Genomic DNA, 16253 nt, shown 5'->3' with positions numbered 1-16253 from the left:
GCGCTTACTCCTTGGCCTCGGGTTCGTCATCGTGCTGACGGTCTTCGCTGACTGCACGCTCAATCAGTGCCGACAGCTGCGCACCGCGAATCACGCTCTCATCGTAATGAAAACGCAGGTTCGGCACGCTGCGCAGCTTCATCGCACGGCCCAGCTGCATACGCAGGAAGCCGCTGGCATCGTTGAGCACCTTGATGCTCTGTACGACAGGATCGACACCCTCTTCCGGCTCGCCACCCATGACGGTGACGAACACCTTGGCATGGCTGGAGTCGCGGCTGACTTCCACCGCGGTGATGGTCACCAGGCCGCCAAGACGCGGGTCTTTGACTTCCAGGCGGATCAACTGCGCCAGTTCGCGCTGTATCTGGTCGCCGATGCGCTGGGCCCGGCTAAATTCTTTGGCCATTTCTACTACCTTCACTCGTCACGCGGCTCAAAAAGCAGCGGACCTAAAAGCGGCAAACGCCCGGCCGCGCAAAAGCGGGGCCGGGCGCTGCGTGTTGCGACTCGTGCTTACAGGCTACGAGCCACTTGGACTTTCTCGAACACTTCGATCTTGTCGCCGACCTTGACGTCGTTGTAGCTCTTCACGCCGATACCGCACTCCATGCCGTTACGCACTTCGGAGGCATCGTCTTTGAAGCGACGCAGGGATTCCAGCTCGCCTTCGAAGATCACCACGTCGTCGCGCAGTACGCGGATCGGACGGTTACGGTGAACCGTACCCTCGACCACCATACAGCCGGCAATCGCACCGAACTTCGGCGAACGGAACACGTCACGCACTTCGGCGATGCCCAGGATGTTCTCGCGAACATCACTGCCGAGCATGCCGGTCAGGGCCTTCTTGACGTCTTCGATGATGTCGTAGATCACGTTGTAGTAACGCATATCCAGACCTTCCTGCTCGACGATCTTGCGTGCGCCAGCATCGGCACGCACGTTGAAGCCGAACAGTACAGCGTTGGAGGCCAGCGCCAGGTTGGCATCGGATTCGGTGATACCACCGACGCCGCCACCGACCACACGCACTTGCACTTCATCATTACCCAGGCCGCCGAGCGAGCCTTGCAGCGCTTCCAGCGAACCACGGACGTCGGATTTGAGGACGATGTTGAGCGTCTTCTTCTCTTCCTGGCCCATGTTTTCGAAGATGTTTTCCAGCTTACCGGCGTGAGCACGGGCCAGTTTCACTTCGCGGAACTTGCCTTGACGGAACAGTGCGACTTCGCGGGCTTTCTTCTCGTCAGCCAGCACGCTCATGTCGTCGCCAGCATCCGGGGTGCCGTCCAGGCCGAGAATCTCGACCGGAATCGACGGGCCAGCTTCTTTGATCGGCTTGCCGTTCTCGTCGAGCATGGCGCGGATACGACCGAAGTTGGAACCGATCAGCACCATGTCGCCTTGACGCAAGGTACCGTCCTGAACCAGTACGGTAGCAACCGGACCGCGGCCTTTATCAAGGCGCGATTCAACCACAACGCCACGGCCTGGGGCCGATGGAGTGGCTTTCAGCTCAAGGATCTCGGCTTGCAGCAGTACCGCTTCGAGCAGTTCGTCGACACCGGTACCGACTTTCGCCGACACAGAGACGAACGGCGTTTCACCGCCCCACTCTTCCGAAGTCACGCCGTGTACCGACAGTTCGCTACGAATGCGATCGAGGTCAGCACCTGGCTTGTCGATCTTGTTCACCGCGACAACCAGTGGAACGCCAGCAGCCTTGGCATGCTGAACGGCTTCAATGGTCTGCGGCATCACGCCGTCGTCCGCTGCAACCACCAGGATCACGATATCGGTCGCCTTGGCACCACGGGCACGCATCGCGGTAAACGCGGCGTGGCCCGGGGTGTCGAGGAAGGTGACCATGCCGCGCTCGGTTTCTACGTGGTAGGCACCGATATGCTGGGTGATACCGCCGGCTTCGCCAGCAGCAACCTTGGCACGACGAATGTAGTCGAGCAGCGAGGTCTTACCGTGGTCAACGTGACCCATTACGGTCACAACCGGCGCACGGGAGAAGGTCTCACCTTCGAACTTCAACGACTCAGCCAGGGAATCTTCCAGGGCCGTGTCGCTGACCAGGGTGACCTTGTGACCCAGCTCCTCAGCAACCAGTTGGGCAGTTTCCTGATCCAGCACCTGGTTGATGGTCGCAGGGGTACCCAGCTTGAACATGAACTTGATGATTTCAGCGGCTTTAACCGACATCTGCTGAGCCAGATCGCCCACAGTGATGGTTTCGCCAATCTTCACTTCACGCACGATCGGGCCCGTCGGGCTCTGGAAGCCGTGAGCGTTACGCTTCTTCAGCTTGCCTTTGCCACGGCCGCCACGACGGAAGCTGTCGCTTTCTTCGTCGATGGAACGCGGGGCAACGCGTGGAGCCGGGGCCTTTTCCTTGACGGTCGGGCGATGCTGGGTGGTCTTGCGCTCACCACCACGACGATCGGCGTCATCATTACGGGCTTTGTCCGGACGACGCGGTTCGTCTTTCTTACGCTCGTCGGCTACCGGAGCCGCTACCAGCGAAACGTCCACCGCAGCGACTGGCGCAGGTGCTGCCTGAGGGGCAACAACCGCTTCAGCCACAGCATCTGGGTTCTGTGCGTTTTCAGCCGCACGGCGCTTGGCTTCTTCTTCAGCTTTTGCCTTCGCGGCGTCAGCTACAGCGCGCTGTTCAGCCAGCTCACGCTGCTTTTCAGCTTCGATTTCTTCAGCGCTGCGCTTGACGAAGGTTTTCTTCTTGCGCACTTCAACGCTGATGGTCTTGCTGCCGGCAACACGCAGGGTGCTAGTGGTTTTGCGCTGCAAGGTGATCTTGCGCGGCTCTTCCGCTTTGGTGTCGCCGTGACTGCTCTTGAGGTGGGCCAACAGGGCCTGCTTCTCACTGTCGGTCACCGCTTGCTCAGCACTCTTGTGCGGCAATCCTGCCTCACTCATTTGCTGCAGCAGGCGTTCAACCGGCGTATTGACCACTTGGGCCAGTTCTTTAACCGTGACTTGCGTCATGCATTTCTCTCCTCAGGCCGCAACTGCTTACTCGAACCAATGGGCTCGGGCGGCCATGATCAACTTGCCGGCTCGCTCAGCGTCGATACCGTCGATGTCGAGCAGGTCATCAATCGACTGCTCGGCCAGGTCTTCGCGGTTAACAACGCCGCGCACTGCCAGTTCATGCGCAAGCGCCTTATCCATCCCCTCAAGCGAGAGCAAGTCTTCGGCTGGGTGGGCATCTGCCAGCTTTTCCTCGTTGGCGATGGCTTTAGTCAGCAAGCGATCTTTGGCACGGGCGCGGAGCTCGTTGACGATATCCTCGTCAAAGCCATCAATGCTGAGCATTTCTTCCATCGGTACGTAGGCAATTTCTTCAAGGCTGGTGAAGCCCTCTTCGACCAACACCTGGGCCAGTTCTTCGTCGACTTCCAACTCGTCGATAAAGCGCTGCAGGATGTCGCCTGTTTCCGCTTGCTGCTTGGCCTGAATATCCGCTTCGGTCATCACGTTCAGGGTCCAGCCAGTCAACTGACTGGCCAATCGCACGTTCTGACCGCCGCGGCCAATGGCCTGAGCAAGGTTATCTGCGCCAACGGCGATGTCCATGGCATGGGCATCTTCGTCGACAATAATGGCGGCCACTTCGGCCGGCGACATGGCGTTGATCACGAACTGCGCAGGATTGTCATCCCACAGCACGATGTCGACACGCTCACCCGCCAACTCGCCGGAGACCGCCTGCACGCGCGAACCGCGCATGCCGATACAGGCACCCTGCGGGTCGATGCGTTTGTCTTTGGAACGCACGGCCAACTTGGCGCGCGAACCTGGATCACGGGACGCGCCCATGACTTCGATCAGTTCTTCGGCGATTTCCGGTACTTCGATGCGGAACAGCTCGATCAGCATTTCCGGCGCGGTGCGCGAGAGGATCAGCTGTGGGCCACGGTTCTCGGTGCGAATTTCCTTGAGCAGGGCACGCAGGCGCACACCAACACGGAAAGTTTCGCGGGAGATGATGTCTTCGCGAGCCAACATGGCTTCTGCGTTGTTACCCAGATCAACGATCACGCTGTCACGGGTGACTTTCTTCACGGTGCCGGAGATGATTTCACCCAGGCGCTCGCGGTAAGCTTCGACCACCTGAGCACGCTCAGCTTCGCGAACCTTCTGCACAATCACTTGCTTAGCCGTTTGCGCAGCGATACGGCCGAACTCGATGGACTCGATCTTCTCTTCGAGCACATCACCGACTTTGGCGCTGGCTTCAACCGCGCGCGGCATGTCAGTGGTGACCTGGTGCGCAGGGTCATCAAATTCACTTTCATCAACCACTGTCCAGCAGCGGAAGGTTTCGTAGTTGCCGGTCTGACGATTGATCGCCACACGCAACTCGACTTCATCTTCAAAACGCTTCTTGGTAGCAGTGGCCAAAGCCAGCTCCAACGCTTCAAAAATTACGCTCGCCGGTACGCCCTTTTCGTTGGATACCGACTCAACAACCAGCAGTACTTCTTTGCTCATCGTACGCCTCGCCTTTCGCAATCCGTTGGATCCGCGCTATCCGCGCCACTTGCGCAATCGCGCAGCTTTCGCGGGACCCGCGTCTCAATCAAACCTGGGGATAATGTTGGCCTTGTCGATCATTTCGATCGGCAACAGGAATTCGTGGTCATCCACCTGCACTACCACGTCCTGCTCTTCCACACCGCGTAGAAGGCCCTGGAAGTTACGCCGCCCTTCAAAAGGCGAACGCAGCTTGATCTTCACTTGCTCGCCGGCATGCCGGGCGAACTGTTCAATGGTGAACAGCGGCCGGTCCATACCAGGCGAAGACACCTCAAGGGTGTACTCGGCACTGATGGGGTCCTCAACATCGAGAACACCACTGATCTGCCGACTGACAATTTCGCAGTCTTCGATCAGCACGCCATCGGCTTTATCAATATAAATTCGCAGCAGAGAATGCCGCCCTTGTGACAGGAACTCGACACCCCAACATTGGTAGCCAAGAGCCTCGACTACCGGGGCCACCAAGGCCTGCAACTGTTCTAGCTTGCTCGACACCTGAACCCCTCGCGCATGCTGTAAAAATAAAAAATGGGCGAAACGCCCATCATCGAACCGCCCTCTAAAGGCCGGTAAAGCTGTCACCCAGCTAGCAAAAAGCCCCTTAAAAGGGGCTCCTCTGCAACTCAATGCGGGGGACTGGGTTAACCCAGCCAACATCGGACTCAACATCCGAGGAGCGACCTTACTGCTCAATCCCACATCAAAGCTGGGGCCGGATTATACGACTGATCCCACAACAGGGTCAATCGAAGCTCCAGCAACAAGAAGGCCCGCATCGAGCGGGCCTTCTTGAAAATTGGTACCGAGAAGGGGACTCGAACCCCTACAGCCTATGGCCACTACCACCTCAAGGTAGCGTGTCTACCAATTCCACCACCTCGGCAAAATCGTTTACTGCATACCGCGTACTACTTTATTACTGCTCAGGAGCCTGAGGTACGTCCGCCGCTGCAGGAGCCGGCTTAGCTGCATCAAGAACAGGTACATCTTCAACAGCCGGAGCGGCCTGCTGTACTTCCAAGACTGCCGGATCAGGCAAACCAACCTGAGCCATAGCATCAGCTTTGTCTTTAGCAAAGAACGCTAAACCCAAGCTAGTCATGAAAAAAGCGGTAGCAAGTATAGCAGTAACGCGACTCAGAAAGGTAGTGGTTCCTTGACTACCGAATACGGTAGAAGAAGCACCCGCACCAAAAGACGCACCTGCATCTGCACCCTTACCCTGCTGCAGCAGAACCAGCGCAACAACACCGATAGCACCCAGCAGATGAAGAACAACGATAACTGTTTCCAGCATTTCTTTAGCTTCCTGCGGCGCGACAGATCGCACCGAACTCATCCGCATTCAGAGAGGCTCCACCTACAAGCCCCCCATCGATATCCGGCATACCGAACAACTCGGCTGCACTGGCGGCCTTGACGCTGCCACCATAAAGAATTCTTACCTTGCCAGCCAACTCTGGGCTTTTCGCCGCCAATTGCGCGCGAATCGCCGCATGCACTTCCTGCGCTTGCGCAGGCGATGCAGTCAAACCAGTGCCAATGGCCCAAACCGGCTCATAGGCAATAACCGCATCTGCAAACACCTCAACACCCAACGCATCGATCACCGCAGACAACTGCGCAGCAACCACTTCAAGCGTTTGCCCAGCTTCACGCTGAGCCAAGGTTTCCCCAACACACAGCACTGGAAGCAAACCTGAAGATTGCGCCGCGGCAAATTTGCGCGTCACGATCTCATCAGTGTCTCCCAGCAAGGCTCTACGCTCGGAGTGACCAACCAGAACCAGCGAACAGCGTGCGTCATGCAACTGACTTGCCGCCACTTCGCCCGTTAAAGCACCTTGCTGCGCTTCGGTCGCACAATCTTGCGCACCGACCGCAACAGCCTTGCCTGCCAGACCATCAACCACCTGACCCAGATGCAAACAAGACGGAAAAACTGCTACATCCACATCAGCAGGCAGCACCTGCTGATTGAGACCGTTGATCAGCTCTACGACGCTGGCGCGGGTACCGTGCATTTTCCAGTTACCAGCAACCATTGGGCGACGCATGCTTTACCTCGTCGGTCAAAGAGGGCGCAGATGTTACCCAACAGCTACCGGGCTGGCAAGCCGAATCAAGCACATACATCAGCAACAACTTTAGCCAATTCATCGGCATAGCCGCGTACCTGGCCTTCATCATCACCTTCAACCATGACACGCACCAACGGCTCGGTGCCGGATTTGCGCAGCAACACCCGCCCACGACCGGCCATCTGCTCGGTTACCCGCGCACTCGCCTGCTGCACAGCCGGATGCTCCAAGGGGTCAACACCACCCGCAAAACGCACGTTCACCAGCACCTGCGGGCACTTCTGCATACCCAGACGCGCCTCACCCAGGGTTTGCCCACGCCGCTTGAGCGCCATCAACACCTGCAACGCCGCGATGATCGCATCGCCCGTGGTGGTGTGCTGGAAACACACCAGATGCCCGGAATTCTCGCCACCCAATTGCCAGTTGCGCGACAGTAGCTCGGCGATCACATAGCGATCCCCAACCTTGGCCCGCACAAAAGGAATTCCCAGCTCATCCAGCGCCAGCTCCAGGCCGAGATTGCTCATCAGGGTACCTACAACACCGCCCTGCAGCTTGCCGCGCTCCAACAGGTCACGCGCAATGATAAACAGCAGCTCATCGCCATCGACGACTACGCCGGCGTGATCGACCATCAACACCCGATCCGCATCGCCATCGAAGGCGATACCCAGGTCAGCCTGCTGCGCCAGCACCTCAGCCTGCAAGGCCTCGACATGGGTCGAACCACAACCGTCATTGATGTTCAGCCCATTAGGCTGCGCCGACAACACCGTTACCTGTGCGCCTAGCTCGCGAAATACGCTAGGTGCAACCTTGTAAGCCGCACCATGGGCGCAATCGACAACAATCTTCAGCCCGGCAAAGTCGGTGCTACTCGGCACGCTGCTCTTGCAGAACTCTATGTAGCGCCCGGCGGCGTCGTTGATCCGCGACACCTTGCCCAACTGCTCGGACTCAACCACCGTCATGGGCTGATCGAGCAATTCTTCGATCATCAGCTCGATTTCATCCGGCAGTTTGGTGCCCTGCCCCGAGAAGAACTTGATGCCGTTGTCATGATGCGGGTTGTGCGACGCACTGATGACGATGCCTGCCTCGGCATGAAAGGTACGGGTCAGATAGGCGATCGCCGGAGTCGGCATCGGGCCGAGCAGCATCACGTCAGCCCCGGCGGCCGACAGCCCCGCTTCCAAAGCTGACTCGAACATATAGCCGGAAATTCGCGTGTCCTTGCCGATCAGGATGCGGCACTTGCCCTGCTTGCGAAACGCCATCCCGGCCGCCCAGCCGAGTTTGAGCATGAATTCCGGGGTAATGGGAAAGTCACCGACACGCCCACGAATACCGTCAGTACCAAAATATTTTCTACCCATTCCCGCACGTCCCTCTAACTTATTCGGCCGCGGCAACCGCGGCGAGCATACGCACTACATCAACTGTTTCTGCCACATCATGCACCCGCAGGATGTGCGCGCCCTTTGTAACCGCCAGCGCCGCCAGCGCCAGACTGCCATACAGCCGCTCACCGACCTCATGACCCAGCACTTTGCCAATCATGCTCTTGCGCGACACTCCAACCAACAACGGCCTCCCTAGCGCATGCAGGGCATCCATATGCTTGAACAGAGCCAGATTGTGCTCCAGGGTCTTCGCAAAGCCAAAACCCGGGTCGAGCACAATCCGCTCGGACGCAATACCTGCAGCCGCGCAGGCCGCCATTCGCTCAGCCAGAAAGTCACGAACCTCGACCAGCACATCGGCGTACTGCGGACTGTCCTGCATGGTGGTCGGCTCGCCACGCATATGCATCAGGCACACCGGCAAACCGCTGTCCGCAGCCGCATCCAGAGCACCATCACGCTGCAAGGAGCGCACATCATTGATCAGACCCGCGCCCAGCCTTGCCACTTCACGCATGACGGCCGGGGTCGAGGTGTCCACCGAAATGATTACATCCAGCTCGGCAGCAATCGCCTCGACGACTGGCGCGACTCGCTCCAGCTCTTCCAGTGCAGACACCACCCGCGCACCAGGACGCGTCGACTCGCCACCGACATCAATCAGGCTTGCGCCGGCCGCGAGCATTGCCTGCGCATGTCGCAAGGCCGCATCGCGACGGGCAAAGCGCCCACCGTCGGAAAAAGAGTCAGGGGTGACATTGAGGATGCCCATCACTTGCGGACGGCTTAAATCAAGAAACCGGCTGCCACAAGGCAGCCGGTCAAAGGTTGGCGCAACAGACATGGAAAACCTTAGAGCTCGGCGGCCGGGCCACCAATTGGCTTCTCTGCAGACTCCGCGACTTCAACAGGCGCAGTCGGCGTGCCGTTATTGTCGTCACCGCCCTGCCAGCCTTTCGGCTCGCGTGGTGCAAGGCCATTCATGATGTCTTCGATCTGCTCGGCATCGATGGTTTCGTACTTCATCAAGGCCTCGGCCATGGCATCGAGCTTGTCGCGATTTTCCTGCAACAGGCGCTTGGCGGTGCCATAGCACTCATCGATGATGCTGCGCACTTCCTGGTCGATCAGCTTGGCGGTGTCCGCAGACATATTGCTTTGCTGGCTGCCCATGCTACGACCGAGGAAGACTTCGCCTTCCTCTTCCGCATACATCAGCGGGCCGAGTTTTTCCGACAAGCCCCACTTGGTCACCATGTTCTTGGCCAACTGGGTGGCGCGCATGATGTCGTTGGAGGCACCGGTGGTGACGCCATCGAAGCCCAGGGTCATTTCCTCGGCGATACGGCCACCGAACAGCGAGCAAATCTGACTGGTCAGCGCACGCTTGCTCAGGCTGTAACGATCTTCCTCTGGGAGGAACATGGTCACGCCGAGGGCACGACCGCGCGGGATGATCGACACTTTGTAGACCGGGTCATGCTCAGGCACCAGGCGCCCGACAATCGCGTGACCGGCCTCGTGGAATGCGGTGTTGAGCTTTTCCTTGTCCGACATGACCATGGTTTTGCGCTCGGCACCCATCATGATCTTGTCTTTGGCCAGCTCGAATTCCTTCATCTCGACCACGCGCTTACCCGCACGGGCGGCGAACAGCGACGCCTCGTTGACCAGGTTGGCCAGGTCGGCACCGGAGAAGCCCGGCGTACCACGCGCAATTACGGCTGGAGCGACATCTTCGCCCATCGGCACTTTGCGCATGTGCACTTTAAGAATCTGTTCGCGACCACGAATGTCCGGCAGACCCACCACGACCTGACGGTCGAAACGGCCCGGACGCAGCAAGGCAGGATCGAGTACGTCAGGGCGGTTGGTAGCGGCGATGACGATGATGCCATCGTTCATTTCGAAGCCATCCATCTCCACCAGCAACTGGTTGAGGGTCTGCTCACGCTCGTCGTGACCACCACCCATGCCAGCGCCACGATGGCGGCCCACGGCGTCGATCTCGTCGATAAAGATAATGCACGGCGCGTGCTTCTTGGCCTGCTCGAACATGTCGCGCACACGGGATGCACCGACACCGACGAACATTTCGACGAAGTCCGAACCGGAAATAGTGAAGAACGGTACCTTGGCTTCGCCGGCAACCGCCTTGGCCAGCAAGGTCTTGCCGGTACCTGGCGAGCCGACCATCAGCACACCACGCGGGATACGCCCACCGAGGCGCTGGAACTTGCCCGGATCGCGGAGGAATTCGACCAGCTCACTGACTTCTTCCTTGGCCTCGTCGCAACCGGCGACGTCAGCGAAAGTGGTCTTGACCTGATCTTCCGAGAGCAGGCGCGCCTTGCTCTTGCCGAAACTCATCGGCCCGCCCTTGCCGCCTGCGCCACCTTGCATCTGGCGCATAAAGAACATGAACACGGCGATGATCACCAGAATCGGGAAGCTGGCGACCAGTAGCTGAGTCCAGATGCTCTGCTGCTCAGGCTGCTTGCCGACGATCTCGACGTTGTTGTCCATCAGGTCCTTGATCAGCCCATTGTCCTGAATCGCCGGACGAACGGTCTCGAACGATGAACCATCAGTACGAGTACCGCTGATGATGAAACCATCCACGGTCACCCGCTTAACGCCGCCATCCTGAACCTGCTGGATAAACTGCGAGTAATTGAGTTTGTTCGACTCACTCGGGCTGGAAAAATTGTTCATCACCGTCACCAAGACGGCGGCGATGATCAGCCACAGGACCAGATTCTTTGCCATGTCGTTCAATTAGCTACCCTCTGAAGCAGGCCCCGTGCAGAAGCGCGCTTCGCATGACGACCAGTTATGTACCGATCTAACTTACTACACAACGCCCACCCCTGGCAGACGCCGTCTGTAACCCTTTATTTGCTGTACACCTGCGACGGCAGTGCGCCAGCCTCAGGCTCAGACGTCTGGCTGACCGCGAAAACCACGCGCCAGCATATATTGCTCACGGGAGCGGTCGCGCGAGGACAGTGGCTTGCGCATCTGCACCTTGTCGAACAGCTGCCGCACCTGTTTGTGGTACAGGTCAAAACCTTCGCCCTGGAAGATCTTGATCAAAAAATCACCGCCTGGGCGCAGCACCCGAGTCGACAAATCCAGTGCCAACTCGCACAGGTACATCGCTCGCGGCTGATCCGACTCCCTCACCCCACTCATATTGGGGGCCATATCGGAAATCACAAGGTCTACCGGCTTATTGCCGATAGCCTCGAGGATCTGCGCGAACACCGCATCATCGGTAAAGTCGCCCTGGATAAAGGTGACGTCAGGGATGCTGTCCATTTCGAGAATATCTGACGCGATCAACCGGCCTTTGTCACCGATCACCCGACTGGTGACCTGCGACCAGCCGCCCGGTGCCGCACCCAGATCGACTACAGTGATGCCAGGCCGAAGGATGCGATCCTTCTCCTGAATCTCCAGCAGCTTGTAGCTGGCGCGCGAGCGATAGCCATCCTTCTGCGCCATTTTGACGTAGGGGTCGTTGAAATGTTCTTTCAGCCAACCTTGACTGGTCTTGGAACGGGCCACGCAATACCTCGATTTGTGCAGAGCATGAATATCTGGGCGGCCCCGAAGGCGCTCGGGTAAACTAACCGCCGTTTTTTACCAGATTAAATGCAGGAATCAGATTATGCCGCTCACTCAAGAGCAGAAGAAACAATTCAAATCCATTGGCCACCACCTGAAGCCTGTGCTGATCGTGGCAGACAATGGTTTGGCCGAAGGCGTGCTGGCCGAACTGGAGCGCGCGCTGAGCGATCATGAACTGATTAAAGTGCAATTACGCATCACCGAGCGTGAAGACCGCCTGACCGCCATCAACGAACTGTGCAAAGCCGGCAAAGCCGACCTAGTCCAGGTGATTGGCAAGATGGCGCTGATCTACCGCAAGAATCCAAAAGTGAACAAGAACCTGTCCAACGTTCACCGTCATCACGGCTGAGTCACCTGCTACTGCGAGGCGCTCACAGCGCCTTCGCAAGTACCCTGCCGCACACAACGCCCCGCCACCTCAGAGCTTGCGCCTGAGCCTTTCCGGCACCGGCTGCAAGACCAGCAACAGCCCGCAGAACGCCATCACCAGATAACTGAACATCAGCCATAGCCCTGCCTCGGGTAGCCACCGGCGTACACCGAAATAACTGCCCGCCATCGCCACCACGACCAACAGCAACTGCCCGCGCATGTCGCGCCACAGGCTGACCAGACGTTCGGCCCGAATCAATACCAGCACCTGCACAGCCGCACAGATAGCCGCCAAACCGACCAGCAGTGGCCGCAAGGTGTCGCCAAGCTCATCGACCAGCAATGACGCCAGTCCGACCTTGGCTATCGCCGGCAACAGCAGAAAATGCAGCAACCAGAGGCCACCGACCCAAAGCGTCTGGGCCAGCAGCCAGCCGATTGCGCCAACATCACGCCGGACAGGCTTAGAGATGGCGAACCTCAACAATTTCATACTCGAGGGCACCGCTCGGGGTCTGCACCACCACCACATCCCCCTCGGACTTGCCGATCAGGGCACGGGCGATGGGCGAGCCGACCGACAGCTTGCGCTGCTTGATGTCCGCCTCGTCTTCACCGACGATCTGGTACGTCACGCTTTCGTCGGTTTCGCAGTTGGCGATCTCGACAGTGGTACCGAAAATCACCTTGCCGGTGTGCTCGATGCTGGTGACATCGATGATCACTGCATTCTGCAGACGGCCTTCGATATCCCGCACGCGCGCCTCGACCATGCCCTGCTGCTCGCGCGCGGCATGGTATTCGGCGTTTTCCTTGAGGTCACCGAGCTCGCGCGCGGTGCCAATGTCCTGACTGAGTTTGGGGCGCACGACCTTGGTCAGGTGCGCCAGTTCCTCTTCCAGGGCGCGTGCGCCCTGAACGGTCATCGGGTATTTGATCATGCCTCGATTCCTGCATGCAGATCCTGCAGGCGGCGCACGGTCTTCTCGGGACCGAACTTCAGCGCCTCGCAGATCGCCTGCCCCGCCGCAATGGTGGTGGTGCAGTAGATCTTGTGCTGCAGAGCGTTACGACGGATGGAGTAGGAGTCAGCGATGGACTGACGGCCCTCAGTGGTGTTGATGATCAGGGTGACTTCGTCATTCTTGATCATGTCGACCACGTGCGGACGGCCTTCCGTCACCTTGTTCACCCGGCGCACTGGCAAACCAGCCGCTTCGATCAGCTTGGCAGTACCGGCGGTTGCCACCACTTCAAAGCCCAGCTCGATCAGATCGCGGGCAACGCCTTCCACCAACGGCTTGTCGTCATCACGCACACTGATAAAGGCTACGCCTGCGTTTGGCAGAATCTCGCTGGCACCCGACTGCGCCTTGGCAAAGGCTTCGCCGAAGGTATCGCCGACGCCCATCACTTCGCCGGTGGACTTCATTTCTGGGCCGAGGATCGGGTCGACGCCAGGGAACTTAGCGAACGGGAACACCGCTTCCTTGACGCTGAAATACGGCGGGATGATTTCCTTGGTGTAACCGGCATCAGCCAGCGACTTGCCGGCCATGACGCGGGCAGCCACCTTGGCCAGCGAGACGCCGACGCACTTGGAGACGAACGGCACGGTACGCGAGGCGCGCGGGTTCACTTCGATGACGAAGATGTCCTCGCCCTGCACGGCCATCTGCACGTTCATCAGGCCAACCACATTGAGCTCCAGAGCCATTTTCTTGACCTGGTCACGGATCTCATCCTGGATGTGCATCGGCAGCGAGTAAGGCGGCAGCGAGCAGGCCGAGTCACCGGAGTGCACGCCGGCCTGTTCGATGTGCTGCATGATCGCGCCGATCACCACGGTTTCGCCGTCGCACACCGCATCCACGTCCACTTCAATGGCGCAGTTGAGGAAGTGGTCGAGCAGTACCGGGCTGTCGTTGGAGACTTTTACCGCTTCGCGCATATAACGCTTGAGCTCGTCTTCCTGGTAGACGATTTCCATCGCACGACCGCCCAGTACATAGGACGGACGCACCACCAGCGGGTAACCGATGGTCTTGGAGTGCGCCAGGGCTTCATCTTCGCTGCGCGCAGTGGCGTTGGCCGGCTGACGCAGACCCAGACGCTGAACCATCTGCTGGAAGCGCTCGCGGTCTTCGGCACGATCGATGGCGTCAGGGCTGGTGCCGATAATCGGCACGCCGGCTTCTTCCAGGGCGCGGCAGATTTTCAGTGGAGTCTGGCCGCCATACTGCACGATCACGCCTTTCGGCTGCTCGACGCGGACGATTTCCAGTACGTCTTCCAGGGTTACTGGCTCGAAGTACAGGCGATCGGAGGTGTCGTAGTCGGTGGAGACGGTTTCCGGGTTGCAGTTGACCATGATGGTCTCGTAACCATCTTCACGCAGCGCCAGTGCCGCGTGTACGCAGCAGTAGTCGAACTCGATGCCCTGACCGATACGGTTGGGCCCGCCACCAAGAATCATGATCTTGTCGCGGCTCGACGGATTGGCCTCGCACTCTTCCTCGTAGGTCGAATACATATAGGCCGTGTCGGTGGCGAACTCGGCAGCGCAGGTGTCCACGCGCTTGTACACCGGCAGCACTTTCAACTTGTGGCGCTGGCTACGCAGGGTCTTCTCGGTTACGCCCAGCAGCTTGGCCAGGCGAATATCGGAGAAGCCTTTGCGCTTGAGCTTGTACATCGAGTCACGGTCGATGCTGGACAGCGCCAGGGTCTTGATCCGCTCTTCGTCCTTGATCAGATCTTCAATCTGCACTAGGAACCATTCATCGATATTGGTCAGCTCGAAGACTTCGGCCACAGTCTTGCCGGCACGGAAGGCATCGCCGATGTACCAGATACGGTCAGCGCTTGGCACGGTCAGTTCGCGACGCAGGGTGCTTTCGGCTTCAGGATCGGCCAGATCGAGCATCGGATCGAGGCCCGAAACGCCTACTTCCAAGCCACGCAGGGCTTTCTGCAGGGATTCCTGGAAGGTCCGACCAATGGCCATGACTTCACCGACCGACTTCATCTGGGTAGTCAGGCGGGCGTCGGCTTTCGGGAACTTCTCGAAGGCGAAACGCGGGATCTTGGTCACAACGTAGTCGATGGCCGGCTCGAACGATGCCGGCGTGCGGCCGCCGGTAATGTCGTTGCTCAGTTCGTCGAGGGTGTAACCCACGGCCAGCTTGGCGGCGATCTTGGCGATCGGGAAGCCGGTGGCTTTGGAGGCCAGCGCCGAGGAACGCGACACGCGCGGGTTCATCTCGATCACCACCATACGGCCAGTGTTCGGGCAGATACCGAACTGCACGTTGGAGCCGCCGGTTTCCACGCCGATCTCGCGCAATACCGCCAGGGAGGCGTTACGCAGGATCTGGTATTCCTTGTCGGTCAGGGTTTGCGCCGGGGCAACGGTGATCGAGTCGCCGGTGTGCACGCCCATCGGGTCGAAGTTTTCGATGGCGCAGACGATGATGCAGTTGTCCTTCTTATCGCGGACCACCTCCATCTCGTACTCTTTCCAGCCGATCAGCGATTCGTCGATCAGCAGCTCGCTGGTTGGCGACAGATCGATACCGCGCGCGCAGATTTCTTCGAACTCTTCGCGGTTGTAAGCGATGCCGCCACCGGTGCCGCCCATGGTGAAGGACGGACGGATGATGCACGGAAAGCCCACCTTCTCCAGTACGCCGTAGGCTTCTTCCATGTTGTGCGCGATACCGGAAACCGGGCACGCCAGGCCGATGTCTTTCATCGCCTTGTCGAAGCGCGAGCGATCTTCGGCCTTGTCGATGGTGTCGGCGTTGGCACCGATCATCTCGACGCCGAATTTTTCCAGGATGCCGTGCTTTTCCAGGTCCAGCGCGCAGTTCAGCGCAGTCTGGCCACCCATGGTCGGCAGCAGGGCGTCCGGGCGTTCCTTCTCGATGATCTTGGCCACGGTGGACCACTTGATCGGCTCGATATAGGTGGCGTCGGCCATGGCCGGGTCGGTCATGATGGTGGCCGGGTTGGAGTTCACCAGAATGACGCGATAGCCCTCTTCTTTCAGCGCTTTACACGCCTGGGCACCGGAATAGTCGAACTCGCAGGCCTGGCCGATAACAATCGGGCCAGCGCCGAGGATCAGGATGCTTTTAATGTCTGTACGCTTTGGCATGTTCTCTCTCTCGAATCCTTGGGTCAG

The 16253-nt window shown here is 58.9% G+C and carries 14 protein-coding genes and 1 tRNA gene; 1 reads left to right on the top strand and 14 read right to left on the bottom strand.

What is annotated here, in order from left to right:
* Positions 1 to 4 precede the first annotated feature (4 nt).
* The 11 genes from rbfA to rlmE all read right to left on the bottom strand — a co-directional run bounded on the left by rbfA (position 5) and on the right by rlmE (position 11629).
* Complete coding sequence (rbfA, locus tag WBK23_RS07565) at positions 5 to 409, bottom strand: 30S ribosome-binding factor RbfA (RefSeq protein ID WP_424483370.1); 405 nt, start codon at positions 407 to 409, stop codon at positions 5 to 7.
* A gap of 107 nt (positions 410 to 516) precedes the next feature.
* On the bottom strand, positions 517 to 3015 hold the full coding sequence (gene infB, locus WBK23_RS07560) for a translation initiation factor IF-2 (protein WP_424483369.1): 2499 nt from the start codon (positions 3013 to 3015) through the stop codon (positions 517 to 519).
* Between the two features lie 27 nt (positions 3016 to 3042).
* Positions 3043 to 4524: a transcription termination factor NusA gene (gene nusA, locus WBK23_RS07555; protein ID WP_424483368.1), complete on the bottom strand. Its 1482-nt coding sequence runs from the start codon at positions 4522 to 4524 to the stop codon at positions 3043 to 3045.
* 84 nt (positions 4525 to 4608) lie between these two features.
* Positions 4609 to 5067: a ribosome maturation factor RimP gene (rimP, locus tag WBK23_RS07550; protein WP_424483367.1), complete on the bottom strand. Its 459-nt coding sequence runs from the start codon at positions 5065 to 5067 to the stop codon at positions 4609 to 4611.
* 302 nt (positions 5068 to 5369) lie between these two features.
* Positions 5370 to 5455, bottom strand: a tRNA-Leu gene (locus tag WBK23_RS07545).
* Positions 5456 to 5488: 33 nt separating this feature from the next.
* Positions 5489 to 5869, bottom strand: a complete 381-nt coding sequence (gene secG / locus WBK23_RS07540) for a preprotein translocase subunit SecG (protein ID WP_424483366.1) — start codon at positions 5867 to 5869, stop codon at positions 5489 to 5491.
* A gap of 4 nt (positions 5870 to 5873) precedes the next feature.
* Entirely contained in the window at positions 5874 to 6629 is a 756-nt protein-coding gene (gene tpiA / locus WBK23_RS07535) for a triose-phosphate isomerase (RefSeq protein WP_424483365.1), read from the bottom strand.
* 65 nt (positions 6630 to 6694) lie between these two features.
* Positions 6695 to 8032, bottom strand: coding sequence for a phosphoglucosamine mutase (gene glmM / locus WBK23_RS07530; protein ID WP_424483364.1), 1338 nt, complete (start codon positions 8030 to 8032; stop codon positions 6695 to 6697).
* A gap of 19 nt (positions 8033 to 8051) precedes the next feature.
* On the bottom strand, positions 8052 to 8903 hold the full coding sequence (folP, locus tag WBK23_RS07525; protein ID WP_424483363.1) for a dihydropteroate synthase: 852 nt from the start codon (positions 8901 to 8903) through the stop codon (positions 8052 to 8054).
* Between the two features lie 8 nt (positions 8904 to 8911).
* Positions 8912 to 10828 (bottom strand): ATP-dependent zinc metalloprotease FtsH, encoded by a 1917-nt coding sequence (gene ftsH, locus WBK23_RS07520; protein ID WP_424483362.1) that lies wholly within the window; start codon positions 10826 to 10828, stop codon positions 8912 to 8914.
* Positions 10829 to 10996: 168 nt separating this feature from the next.
* A complete protein-coding gene (gene rlmE, locus WBK23_RS07515; protein ID WP_424483361.1) occupies positions 10997 to 11629 on the bottom strand; it encodes a 23S rRNA (uridine(2552)-2'-O)-methyltransferase RlmE in 633 nt (210 codons plus the stop codon).
* A gap of 103 nt (positions 11630 to 11732) precedes the next feature.
* Between rlmE and yhbY the strand changes: the two genes are divergently transcribed.
* Complete coding sequence (gene yhbY, locus WBK23_RS07510) at positions 11733 to 12044, top strand: ribosome assembly RNA-binding protein YhbY (protein ID WP_424483360.1); 312 nt, start codon at positions 11733 to 11735, stop codon at positions 12042 to 12044.
* A 69-nt stretch (positions 12045 to 12113) separates the two neighbouring features.
* Here the strand turns inward: yhbY and WBK23_RS07505 are convergent, their stop codons facing one another.
* Genes WBK23_RS07505 through carB form a run of 3 tightly spaced genes read right to left on the bottom strand, consistent with a single transcriptional unit; the run spans position 12114 to position 16226 of the window.
* Entirely contained in the window at positions 12114 to 12560 is a 447-nt protein-coding gene (locus WBK23_RS07505; protein WP_424483359.1) for a DUF4149 domain-containing protein, read from the bottom strand.
* The gene (gene greA / locus WBK23_RS07500; RefSeq protein ID WP_424483358.1) at positions 12532 to 13008 is read right to left on the bottom strand and encodes a transcription elongation factor GreA; all 477 of its coding nucleotides are present in this window, start codon (positions 13006 to 13008) and stop codon (positions 12532 to 12534) included. The genes WBK23_RS07505 and greA overlap by 29 nt, the downstream gene beginning before the upstream one ends.
* Positions 13005 to 16226, bottom strand: coding sequence for a carbamoyl-phosphate synthase large subunit (carB, locus tag WBK23_RS07495; protein ID WP_424483357.1), 3222 nt, complete (start codon positions 16224 to 16226; stop codon positions 13005 to 13007). The genes greA and carB overlap by 4 nt, the downstream gene beginning before the upstream one ends.
* Positions 16227 to 16253 lie beyond the last annotated feature (27 nt).

Source organism: Pseudomonas sp. (genome assembly GCF_049653025.1).
Classification (GTDB): domain Bacteria; phylum Pseudomonadota; class Gammaproteobacteria; order Pseudomonadales; family Pseudomonadaceae; genus Aquipseudomonas.
This window is presented reverse-complemented; position numbering and strand designations above follow the sequence as displayed.

Excerpts from the sequence above, each read along its gene's own strand:
- rbfA (WP_424483370.1), bottom strand. The coding sequence starts at position 409 with ATGGCCAAAGAATTTAGCCGGGCCCAGCGCATCGGCGACCAGATACAG.
- infB (WP_424483369.1), bottom strand. The coding sequence starts at position 3,015 with ATGACGCAAGTCACGGTTAAAGAACTGGCCCAAGTGGTCAATACGCCG.
- nusA (WP_424483368.1), bottom strand. The coding sequence starts at position 4,524 with ATGAGCAAAGAAGTACTGCTGGTTGTTGAGTCGGTATCCAACGAAAAG.
- secG (WP_424483366.1), bottom strand. The coding sequence starts at position 5,869 with ATGCTGGAAACAGTTATCGTTGTTCTTCATCTGCTGGGTGCTATCGGT.
- tpiA (WP_424483365.1), bottom strand. The coding sequence starts at position 6,629 with ATGCGTCGCCCAATGGTTGCTGGTAACTGGAAAATGCACGGTACCCGC.
- glmM (WP_424483364.1), bottom strand. The coding sequence starts at position 8,032 with ATGGGTAGAAAATATTTTGGTACTGACGGTATTCGTGGGCGTGTCGGT.
- folP (WP_424483363.1), bottom strand. The coding sequence starts at position 8,903 with ATGTCTGTTGCGCCAACCTTTGACCGGCTGCCTTGTGGCAGCCGGTTT.
- ftsH (WP_424483362.1), bottom strand. The coding sequence starts at position 10,828 with ATGGCAAAGAATCTGGTCCTGTGGCTGATCATCGCCGCCGTCTTGGTG.
- yhbY (WP_424483360.1), top strand. The coding sequence starts at position 11,733 with ATGCCGCTCACTCAAGAGCAGAAGAAACAATTCAAATCCATTGGCCAC.
- WBK23_RS07505 (WP_424483359.1), bottom strand. The coding sequence starts at position 12,560 with ATGAAATTGTTGAGGTTCGCCATCTCTAAGCCTGTCCGGCGTGATGTT.
- greA (WP_424483358.1), bottom strand. The coding sequence starts at position 13,008 with ATGATCAAATACCCGATGACCGTTCAGGGCGCACGCGCCCTGGAAGAG.
- carB (WP_424483357.1), bottom strand. The coding sequence starts at position 16,226 with ATGCCAAAGCGTACAGACATTAAAAGCATCCTGATCCTCGGCGCTGGC.